General features: G+C 52.4%; 11 protein-coding genes. 6 read left to right on the forward strand and 5 right to left on the reverse strand.

Annotated elements, in window-relative coordinates:
• Nucleotides 1-82: 82 nt before the first annotated feature.
• The 5 genes from NZK35_RS06290 to NZK35_RS06310 all read right to left on the reverse strand — a co-directional run bounded on the left by NZK35_RS06290 (nucleotide 83) and on the right by NZK35_RS06310 (nucleotide 1,763).
• Nucleotides 83-298, reverse strand: coding sequence for a hypothetical protein (locus tag NZK35_RS06290; RefSeq protein ID WP_259631743.1), 216 nt, complete (start codon nucleotides 296-298; stop codon nucleotides 83-85).
• A 70-nt stretch (nucleotides 299-368) separates the two neighbouring features.
• Nucleotides 369-617 carry a hypothetical protein gene (locus tag NZK35_RS06295; RefSeq protein WP_259631744.1) on the reverse strand — a complete coding sequence of 83 codons (249 nt, stop codon included), beginning with the start codon at nucleotides 615-617 and terminating at the stop codon, nucleotides 369-371.
• A gap of 87 nt (nucleotides 618-704) precedes the next feature.
• On the reverse strand, nucleotides 705-1,109 hold the full coding sequence (locus NZK35_RS06300; protein ID WP_259631745.1) for a DUF6573 family protein: 405 nt from the start codon (nucleotides 1,107-1,109) through the stop codon (nucleotides 705-707).
• A 23-nt stretch (nucleotides 1,110-1,132) separates the two neighbouring features.
• The gene (locus tag NZK35_RS06305; RefSeq protein ID WP_259631746.1) at nucleotides 1,133-1,393 is read right to left on the reverse strand and encodes a helix-turn-helix domain-containing protein; all 261 of its coding nucleotides are present in this window, start codon (nucleotides 1,391-1,393) and stop codon (nucleotides 1,133-1,135) included.
• A complete protein-coding gene (locus NZK35_RS06310) occupies nucleotides 1,380-1,763 on the reverse strand; it encodes a hypothetical protein (RefSeq protein WP_259631747.1) in 384 nt (127 codons plus the stop codon). The genes NZK35_RS06305 and NZK35_RS06310 overlap by 14 nt, the downstream gene beginning before the upstream one ends.
• Before the next feature lie 492 nt (nucleotides 1,764-2,255).
• Between NZK35_RS06310 and NZK35_RS06315 the strand changes: the two genes are divergently transcribed.
• The 6 genes from NZK35_RS06315 to NZK35_RS06340 all read left to right on the forward strand — a co-directional run bounded on the left by NZK35_RS06315 (nucleotide 2,256) and on the right by NZK35_RS06340 (nucleotide 10,405).
• Nucleotides 2,256-2,429, forward strand: a complete 174-nt coding sequence (locus tag NZK35_RS06315; RefSeq protein WP_259631748.1) for a hypothetical protein — start codon at nucleotides 2,256-2,258, stop codon at nucleotides 2,427-2,429.
• Between the two features lie 771 nt (nucleotides 2,430-3,200).
• Nucleotides 3,201-5,150, forward strand: a complete 1,950-nt coding sequence (locus NZK35_RS34620; protein ID WP_259631749.1) for an HAD hydrolase family protein — start codon at nucleotides 3,201-3,203, stop codon at nucleotides 5,148-5,150.
• Nucleotides 5,150-6,256: a phosphoribosyltransferase-like protein gene (locus NZK35_RS06325; protein WP_259631750.1), complete on the forward strand. Its 1,107-nt coding sequence runs from the start codon at nucleotides 5,150-5,152 to the stop codon at nucleotides 6,254-6,256. Before NZK35_RS34620 ends, NZK35_RS06325 begins: the two co-directional genes overlap by 1 nt.
• A gap of 14 nt (nucleotides 6,257-6,270) precedes the next feature.
• On the forward strand, nucleotides 6,271-8,181 hold the full coding sequence (locus tag NZK35_RS06330) for a hypothetical protein (RefSeq protein ID WP_259631751.1): 1,911 nt from the start codon (nucleotides 6,271-6,273) through the stop codon (nucleotides 8,179-8,181).
• On the forward strand, nucleotides 8,178-9,305 hold the full coding sequence (locus tag NZK35_RS06335) for a hypothetical protein (RefSeq protein WP_259631752.1): 1,128 nt from the start codon (nucleotides 8,178-8,180) through the stop codon (nucleotides 9,303-9,305). Before NZK35_RS06330 ends, NZK35_RS06335 begins: the two co-directional genes overlap by 4 nt.
• Nucleotides 9,302-10,405 carry a carbohydrate kinase family protein gene (locus tag NZK35_RS06340; RefSeq protein WP_259631753.1) on the forward strand — a complete coding sequence of 368 codons (1,104 nt, stop codon included), beginning with the start codon at nucleotides 9,302-9,304 and terminating at the stop codon, nucleotides 10,403-10,405. Before NZK35_RS06335 ends, NZK35_RS06340 begins: the two co-directional genes overlap by 4 nt.
• Nucleotides 10,406-10,455 lie beyond the last annotated feature (50 nt).

A 10,455-nucleotide genomic window follows, 5' to 3' on the forward strand; every position in this document is an offset into this window, starting at 1 on the left:
ACTTCTTCCAGAGCACAGACGACTCGTGGAGTGCAAGTTTGGGCAACAACACAGCTTGGACACCTTGCTTGAAGTTTCCTCATCACCAGCCACTCATCAACAATGCACCGAGCTGAACGATTTCAGGCAGAAAGAAAATAGCAGCAGCACCAAGAGCCGCCGCGACCAGCCCGTCACGTCCCACATGAACCTCACGGCTACGCACCTCACCCAACCATTCGTCCACCCGTACGAAATCGGCAAACAGCTCCTCGGGAATGTCTGCAAATGAATCAAACTGGTCGTAGCCAAAACTCAACAAGTGTTCAATCGAACGACTGACCCCGGGTTGGACAGTTAACGGAAACCGAAAGGTTATTTCCTGCCGGTTACTCATTACCGGCCCCCCTTTCCGTCCTCAAGAATTCGAGCACCTGGTCAATCAATTGACGAGCCAACACAAGGTCTGCCTCGCCGGTAAAGTGGCTCGAATTCGACCACTCACCCTCGCCTGATTGGTACCTTCGGACCAGATGCGTGTTGAAGTACGGCATTCCGTCCTTCCCGGTGTTCTTGAATACCGAGGCGCGAATTTGCCGAAGTTTGGCTTCATATACAGGTTTTCCACGTTCATTCATTTTTCACTCCTTTGAAAAACGCACCCTCGGCCGCCGAGAGGAACCCGGTGGCACGGGATACACCAAAATTGACTCCTTATGCCTTGTTCAGTCTTCCCACGGATACATGATGGTGAGCACAGGCTCACCGGAATCTCCGGGGCCGCAAACCATCGATAGTTCGACGTCACGAATCCCGTTCTCCTGGCGAAACTGGACAAAAAATTTGGCCCGTTCGTTTTCTGGGTTACTTCGCTGCACAGCCAGCCGAGCCATCCAAAGCGTGTCCCAAAGTCGGCCCATGGTTGACTGGCAAGGCTGGCCATCGTCTCGAACGACGACATCACCGTTCCAAACGCTCGAGGTCAATGCGACCGGAAATCGGAATCCCATTTCCCGCGCGGATTCAGAAACGTCGACCAAAACGCCATCTTCGATGGCTTGCTCTCGCGAATAGCTAAAAATCACAGGCCCGAAATCAGCACGCTGACCCGGCTTCTCACGTTCACTCATATTCCACTCCGTTCAAAACACCGTCAGTCGTCGAGAGCATCTCGCCGGCTTTCGATGCGTTCCAATTCGTCGGCCGAAATCAGAAAGCGTCCGCTTTCAGGATGTTTCTCGGCCAGGATTTCACCGGTTGAACAAAGTCGCCGCACGTACCACTTGGACAAATCAAGTCGTTCAGCCACTTCATTTGTCGAGTAAAAGTATTTTTCTCGTTCAGGCGTCTGCAGCGATTCGAGCAGATTCTCAATGCGGTCGAGCCTCTGTTCAATTTTGTCAAGCGGGTCCATGACAGGCTCCAGCTTCGACGGTTTGCGTAGGTGCTCCACCCTGCTCAATCAGGAAAACGACTTCTCCGCTCGTGTTTGTCCTACTTGATATCTGCAAGGACACCCAAACCCGGCCCGCCCCGGTTGCATCGTTCAGCTCAGCGACGAACGGAAATTTTGATTCTTTCGCACCGTCGTCTTCCAACTGGTCCACAAACGGCAGGAACTTCATCGCCAACAGCACCAACTGCTGTTTGGTTTCGGCAAATGGCTCAAAATACCGCTCCCAAATCTCCGGAGTCACAACGACGCTGACATTCTCGAGCACTTCACCAATGACTCGGCACCTAATCCCACATTCGGATTGTTCAACTACAGTTTGGTCTTCCATTACCTATTCTCCTTCATTCCAACATTCCAAGTTCCATTCTCCGATGCCGATGAAGTCGGCATCAAAAAAAAATAGATGGCCGCAGGCCATACAGAAGTCCCGCTTTCCACAGCTGGCGAGCTGCGGGAGGGACTCTTCAAGAAGTCCCGGAGCGGCGAAATCAAGCTGTTGAAAGCGGGACGCACCCGGCTGCGGCTGCAGCCGGGCTCAACATCTCCAAACATCCACTGATCTCGATCTCATCAATTCCCCCGGAACCATGCCCTGATCAGCACGATAGTGCATTGGGTGTGAATTGCTCTCCGCTGCGCGGAGATGCCAGTCGGCAAGATTCTCCAATTGCGTTGAAAGCAAGTTGAGTCGGCAAACTAGCGATGGACTCGTTCGCAAACCGTGACAAGACTGTCCATGAACTGTCCAGCCCATCCGTCAATCGCGTCACTTCGCTTGAAGCGTGGGGCGCGAAACGCAATTTCAAATCGGAGATGATCAATGCACCAGCTCAACACCGAAACGAAGAAAGAAGCCAGCCAAGCCAATTCGAAAGACACTGAGTCAACCAACCACCAACGATCATCCGAACAGGATCACCTTCGAGAACTCTACAGGGAGCAACAGCGACGGCGTGCCTGTCCCGGCTGCGGCGAAGACGCGTTTGTTGGTTGACGTTGTCAAACACTTCGCCGATTACACGGCATTTCATTGCACGTTCGGATTGATCAACTACCGTTTGGTCTTCCAATACCTTTTCTCCTTCACTCCAACATTCCCAATCTGATTCTCTGTCGCCGACGACGTCGGCATCAGGGATAATTAGATGGCCGTAAGCCAAACAGAAGTCCGCTTTCCACAGCTGGCGAGCCGCGGGAGGGACTCTTCGAAAAGTCCCGGAGCGGCGAAATCAAGTTGTGGAAAGCGGGACGCATCGGGCTGCGGATGCAGCCGGCCCAAAACACTGCCAAACGTCCGCTGAACTTGATTCCATCATGCCCCTAATCAATGTCCTGATCAGCACGTTAGTGCATTGGCTGTGAAGGTTAGCTGCCCGGATTCAAATGCCATTGAATGTCGATGGGTTCTGGGCGCCCCGTTCGGGCAACCGTCTATGGTCCCGAGATCGGCTTTCGCTGTACGAGAACGAACTACTTCCGCTGGGTGCAAAGCACAAAGGCTGCGGAAAGATGGGGACAACGGCAACCAGATCGCAAACAAGACCAGATTCACGTCGCAAAGTGCAATCAAATTGGTGCTGAATTGGTTCGAACAGCGGGCGGCTATGAGCGTGTGAATGTGGCGCGGCAAAGTTTGATCGTATTTGGTTTTCGCGATTCGGCACTCGTGGTACAATCCGCAGGCCGCGGCCAGCACCGCATGCGCGGTAACCGTAAGTCACGGAGAATATGGGATTGATGAACGGCGTAACTGGTAGAAAAGCCTGTGGGAAGACCATTCGGAGAAGAACTCAGCGAATTGGAAGCGACGCATCACTGGGCGTGTACCGCATCGGTTGATTCTTTGGCCGATCATCTTCAAACCGCCATGGCCGGTCCACTGCTGGCGGTTGGTTCAGGAGGTTCATTCACGACCGCCGCCGTTGCCGCCAGCCTTTTCCGAACCGCGAGTTCAAACCTTGCCTTCGCAGTGACGCCACAAGAACTTTCTGCGCAACGCTCGGCAATTCGCCAAGCATCCGTGCTGATCGCAACGGCCAGCGGCTCGAACCCCGATGCGATCGGCGTGCTGAAAACAGCGTCAGTCAATGATGCAAGGGTTGTGGTTTCTTTATGTACCAAAATCAACTCGAAATTGTCGATTGAAGCAGCCAAGCATTCAAATGTCTTTGTCGAGGAATTTCCGATCCCTTCCCAAGGCGATGGGTTTCTAGCAGTGAACTCGCTTTGGGCATCAAGTGTATTGCTCACCCGCGCATTTCAGCAGGCTTCTGGATTGAAGCTGAGAATTTCAAAGAAGCTGGCAACAGTGGCAGGTGTTACTAAATGGAATTCACTCATCGCCAAGGTTGCGAAAGACTCCGAAGACATTTGGCAACGAAAGACGACGATCGTTCTCTATGGGCCGACGTCCTATGCTGCCGCCGTTGACGTGGAATCAAAGCTCACCGAAGCAGCTCTTCAAAACGTTGCCCTTGCTGACTACCGCCATTTCGCCCACGGTCGGCATCATTGGATTGCAAAACATTCTGGTCAGACGTCTGTCATCGCATTTGTCGAGGACGATGAGAGAAAATTAGCTGATAGAACGCTCTCAGAAATCCCAGACGATGTGCCGGTGTTCCGGATAGATTTGACAAGTGATGCATTGGGAATGCTGAAAGGTTTGTCCTATGCGTTTTCCCTGACAGCAGCCGCTGGCGAATCCGTCAGTATTGATCCGGGGCGCCCCGGTGTCCCATCGTTCGGGAGAAAGATCTATCGCCTGAACGCTTATGGCAACCTTGCTCCGAAACAAGTCCAGCCCCCAACCCGCGAAACCATTGCGATCGAGCGTAAAGCACGCTGTTCGATTCAGCATCTCGAACGCCGCGGTACGCTCAAAAGCTGGCTCACTGCGTATCAAGGTTTCATTGAAAACCTTCAAGCAGCCAAGTTCTCCGCTGTTGTTTTTGACTACGACGGTACGCTGTGCAGTTCGGCAGAACGACGCAGCGATCTGCGCCCAGAAGTGACTGACGCGATTACAAATCTACTTGAAAGCGGCATGGCTATCGGAATCGCAACGGGTCGTGGGAAGTCTGTTCGTGAATCGTTCCAGAATTCACTTCCGAAGCGATTCAGGGATCAGATTTTGGTGGGTTACTACAACGGTGGTCAAATTGCCCCGTTATCGAATTCGGCTATGCCTGATGGCACACCAAAAGTAAGTCCCGAATTATCAGGCGTGTGGTCAGAACTGAATTCCGACAAGCGGCTTCAGCAGATCGCCTGCTTGGAAGGCCGGTTGCGTCAGATCACCGTAGAGACGAAAAACTCCCAAGATGTCGAGGAGTGTTGGGAATTGATTCAGCATGCGACGGCGTCCCTGTTTCCCGGTCAGGTCAAGGCTGTGCGGTCAAGTCATTCGTTTGACGTTGTCCCCGTAGATGTGTCCAAGGTCGATGTCATGGATGCCATCAACAAAGAATACAACGGCGACGTTCTTGCAATCGGAGATATGGGGCTTTGGCCGGGCAATGACAGCGAGTTATTGCGAAACGATTTCTCGCTTAGCGTTGACGAAGTGTCGTCCGATCGGAACAGTTGCTGGAATTTAGCGAGTCCCGGTTTGAGCGGCGTGGAAGCAACCTTGGAATATCTTTCGCGGCTGAAGATCAGCAAAACTGGTATCGCCCGTCTGAAGCTCCCGCACAAACTGGAAGGGTTCCTGTAATGAAGCGTGAATTCATCCTCGGCAAAGTTGCGGACTTGATGGGCTGGAGCGACGAGCGATTTCGCGATGAGTTTGCGTGGCTCAGCCTGATGTCGCGAATGAAGTATGACGACTACCAAGAGTTTGTGGCGGGAACGCGGTTCGTTGAAAGCTTGGCTGATTGGCTACAGCAATTCCCGAAGGAAGACCGTGTTGTCGCATACGACTTCGTGAAATCGAAGCTGTTGTTCTTCTCTGAAGCGGAGATGCGTCATTTGGTCGAGTTGCTCTACCCTGAAGCTGTTGAGCCGTTTCTGCTTACCCGAACGTCTAACTTAACCGGAAAGCCAAGGTATGCAACTTGGTCTGATTCAGACTCGGCTGAAACGTTTCGTACGTTATTACGTAAAACGATCTTCGTGGAACTGAGTGACGGAGCAAGAATCGACATTTTTCGACGCGCCAACGAAGGTCGTATATCGAACGAGCAAGTCATCACTGCACCTCGTATCAACAAGGCGAAGTGGGACGACATGCTCTCGGAGCTTAGAAACGACTTGAAGGACGATTCAGCGAAGTTCGCGTGCGTTGTGCTTGTAGATGACTTCACCGGAAGTGGTAAATCTCTGCTTCGATATGAAGATGGTAAATGGAAAGGGAAAATGCCGAAGTTTTACGTCGATGTGATGGCGGAAAATGTTTCTAGCACGCACTTCGAGGATGACTGGAGCTTGATCGTTCATCACTACGTGGCGACTTCTCAGGCGGTGGATGCAGTTCTGCAAAATCATCGGAGCCGAGCGGCAGACGAGTCGACTGGCAATTGGTTTGAGCGAGTTAGATTCACTTGGGGGATCGAATTGCCGCCTGATATTCGAGAAACTGTAACCTCGTCGCCAGAGTTCGCCAAACTGGTCGATAAATACTATGACGACTCCATTGAAACTCGTCACATGAAGGTCGGCGGGGACGATGGTCGATGGGGATTTGGCGAATGCGGTCTACCGCTGGTCATGGAGCACAACACGCCGAACAACTCGATTGCGTTGTTGTGGGCAGAGACAGAGGGCAAAGATGGCAAGCATGCGATGCGACCGCTTTTCCGACGGCGACAACGGCACCTATAGAAACTGAGTAAAAGATGGACAATCCGTTTCGCAGAAGGGCAACTGAGTTTCTCCGCGAGGACGAAGCGTTTCTCGCTGTCGTGACGCCTGAGCCAATCAAATATTTTCTTGAAGAGGCTGGCAAGAGCGGCAGGCTCTATGACCGTCTCGTTTTATTGCGTGGAACTCCCGGCAGCGGCAAAACAACGCTCGCGAGGCTGTTTGAATATCCGACATTCCATACGTTGTCGCAAAACCGCAACTTCGAGGGGCATAAGGACATTTCATCGGCACTTGCCTCCTGTGGTGCGATGCAAGATGGCCTGCCAAGAGTCTTAGGGTTTCGGTTGCCACTGGAAACGGACTACCGGGATTTCTGGGAGTTCGGATATCGCGAAGAGCTTAAAACCAATTTGATGACTGCTCTTTTGCAAGCCCGTGCCGTCTTGGGATGGTTTCGCCATCTGAAGAAAGCTGGCATCGGTGAAGACGAAGTTGCGATCGTGACTCGTCCCGAAGCATCTGACTTGGTCAATACGATTGGCGGAGCAGACGGGCGTTCAATCCGAGAGCGAGCGGCGAAGGTCGAGAATGCGATCTACCAAGTGATGAATTCGTTGGTCGCACCGGATGAAGCGCACTTGCCTTCAGATGCGATTCAACCATATCGCCCCTTCGATATCATCGACCGAATTCAGATTCCGCTTGGTGAAGGAATAAGCGATCTGATCCCGCTTGCGATTTTTGATGATGCCCACCTACTTCATCCAGAACAGTTTCGCTCTCTCGAAAAGTTTTTGTTGCGACGGGAACTGCGCGTCGCTCGTTGGATGATTGCTAGATTCGACATCCTTGTCCCGCAGGAAGCTTTGGAGGCTGTCTCTCAAGACGCGACTGATGCGGCCAAGTTTCCCGGCGTATCCGCTGAAAGGGAAACGGAAAAGATACTTTTGCAAAGCTCTGGGTTGCGCCGGACAGAACGCACGCGGTTCCGCAAGATGGCAAAAGACATGGCGTCTCGGTATCTTCGACGGATGCCTGTCTTGAGTGAGCGTGGCCTGACCAATATCACAAACCTACTCGGTGACACCATTGTCGCAATCAGCCCGCCGGAACTTGCGAGGCTAAAGAAGAGTGTGGGTAGCACTCAAAAGTCACTGGAAATCAATGCCGCAGATCGAAGCAAGCTTGAGCGACAGATCGAAGATTTTAAGAAAGCGGACACCGAAGAGGTTCAGCTTCAGATGCTCAAAGTAATGATGCATCGCTTCGCAGGACGTCGCCGCAGGATAGTTCCTTCCTTGTTTCCAGCCGATGATCAAACTGAATCGGATGTGCAAGTCGCCGCGAATGCTGACGTCTACTCCGCAGCGGTTTTCAACCTGTTTCATGACCACAAACGGCCCTACTATTTTGGGATTGATGACGTTTGTGATGCGAGTAGTGAGAACGCCGAACAGTTTCTGCAACTGACAGCTGAACTGGTTGAAGAAATCGTCACACAGGTCGCTCGTGGCAAGAGCGTTCAGCTTACGCCACAGAAACAGAATGTTTTGCTTCGCAAGTGTGGCGAAAAGTTCATCTATGGCTGGAACTTTCCGCATGACCGCAAAGTTAAGAATCTAGTCGATGAAATCGCTCGTCGCTGTTTTGAAAAGTCGCGTGAACCCAACGGAGCGGTAATCGCCAACGCAGTCGGCATTCCACAAGAGCAGTTTGATCGGATGGCAAAGGACTATCCGGTGCTGGCGACAGTTCTACAATTCGCGATTGCCTACAACGCCGTCAGCCTCGTGCCTCACCACTCTTGTAAGAGCAAGTCGTGGTGCCTGCTTGAGCTAGGTGGCATGGTTCTGCTGAAGCACGGCCTGACGCTGAAACGTGGTGGGTTCATTGAATCGAATGCTGACGAACTGTCGACGCTCCTGACGGAGCCAAAGCGATGAATATGCGACCTCGTTGGGAACGGTGCATACATCATCGTGGAAGTGACGCTGAGGAATTCGTCGATGACTACTTCAGTCGCGGCGATCGTCAGACACTATTGATCGGTGGAGCCGGGTTTGATCCACGAAGTCGTGCGATTGCAACTCAGTTGTCTAAAGCTTGTGGACAGCGACTGAATGGCTTGTTCATTCGCGAAGAACGTCCCAATGCCACGGACGGACTTCGTGAAAAGGCGGATGCGAATGATGCTGAAATCCGAAAACTCATTCCGCTGGTGGATATTTTTTCCGTCGATGTCTTTGGAATCGACAATGCACCAGTCGGTGGACGGAGGGCAACGGCCGAACTTCATAAACGGATGAAGCTAGAGAGCGTGACGGATGTTGTTTTGGATTGCAGTGCGCTTTCCACCGGAGTCATGTTCCCGCTCGCTCGATACTGTTTTGAAGCAACTAAAAAGTTTGGTTCTGATGTCAACTTCCATATCGTCGTCGTAGATGACCCCAAGACGGATGCTGCGATCGAATCGACCTCCTGCGGGAAGGTGTCTCAGCTTCATACGTTTGGTGGCGGATTAACGCTGGATCAGAGCGACTCGGCGGCGAAGCTCTGGCTTCCTCAACTGGGCACCGACTGTCGAGAGATTCTTAGATTGATCTTCGAGGATGTTGCGCCTCACGCAGTTTGCCCAATCATCCCCTTTCCCTCAGGCAATCCGCGAGCCGGAGACGCTTTAATCGCGGAATACGGCGATTTGTTCGAGGCAATTAGTGACCCGATGACCCCCACATGGAGCGTCGACGCCCGCGACCTCGTGTACACGCATGAACGAAGCCCGTTGGATCTGTACCGTTCGGTGCTTAGAATCGCTAATGCAAGAGAGCGAGTTTTCTGGCAAGCTGGCGGTTCGCAACTGATTCTTTCGCCGCTGGGAAGCAAGGCGGTGGGAATTGGCTTGCTGATGGCGGCGATTGAGCGAGATTTTGCTGTCGTATCGGTGGAAACGATTGAATACCGCTTTGCCGATTCAGTGGACGAGGACTTTGCAAATGGCGAATTAGTTCATGTCTGGATGAACGGAGAAGCGTATCGGTTTGATGGGGAACAGGACGTAGAATCATGACCAAAACAGCAATCAAAAGCACAAAGATCAACCGTATGCAGCCAACCGCGATTGGGACTGGGTTGCTCGCACTCGACGTCGTAGTCAGCAATGACGATGTCAATAATTTCGCTGGTGGTACCTGCGGAAACGTCCTAACTGTCCTCAGCTATCTCGGCTGGAAGTCGAAGCCGGTTGCAAGACTCAAGAATGACGTGCCAGCAGACTTGCTGCTCCAAGACCTATTGAAATGGAACGTTGATGCATCGCTGGTGACAAGAACTGAGGATGGAAGCACGCCGATTATCATTCAACGAATCAAAGAAGATGCAGAAGGTAATCCTGTTCACTCGTTTTCGCTGCGATGTCCTTGTTGCAGCTCTTATCTTCCGGGTTACAAGTCAATCCTTGGGAGCGCTGCCAGCGATTTGACAGAATCGACGCCCGACCATCAGGTGTTTTTTCTCGACCGCGTATCGCGTGGCACACTTACACTTGCCGAGGACAGTGCGAAGCGTGGTGCGTTAGTTGTTTTTGAGCCATCAGGGATTGGCGAGCCGCGACTATTCCGTGAGGCATGGGCGTTAGCTCATGTGGTTAAGTACTCCAACGAGCGGCTACGCGACATTGCCGATCTTGATTTGAAGTCGGTGCGGAACAGCTTGCTGCTTGAAATTGAAACGCTCGGTTCTGCAGGACTACGGTTCCGGAGTCGCCTTCCAAATGCTGAGTCGACCAAGTGGAAGACGCTTGCAGCAATCGAGGCTCCCCTACTGAAGGACGCTGCTGGATCGGGTGACTGGTGTACCGCTGGCCTCATCCACAAATTGTCGCGTGGCGGTTTGAAGGGCTTCAAGCGATCAACAAATGGCCGACTTATCGAAGCACTTCGCTACGGCCAAGCTTTGGCAGCCTGGAACTGCGGATATGTGGGAGCACGTGGCGGAATGTATCAAGTCACAAAGAATCAGTTTGAACACAAGATTCGACGGCTGACTGCTGGTAAGAGTATCCGTTTGAGCACGGATGAGCGGATGGCTGCCTCCGATGACTTGCGAAGTCTCTGTCCATCTTGTGAAGCAGTCGAGTTCTCCAGCAAGAACAAGTCCGCTTCGGCGTAGACCGAAGCTGCGTTGGAAGGGCCTCCGGAATCTGCTAAACAAAGCACTCG

The sequence above is a fragment of the Stieleria sedimenti genome (genome assembly GCF_025060895.1).
In the GTDB taxonomy this organism is placed as follows: Bacteria; Planctomycetota; Planctomycetia; order Pirellulales; family Pirellulaceae; genus Stieleria; species Stieleria sedimenti.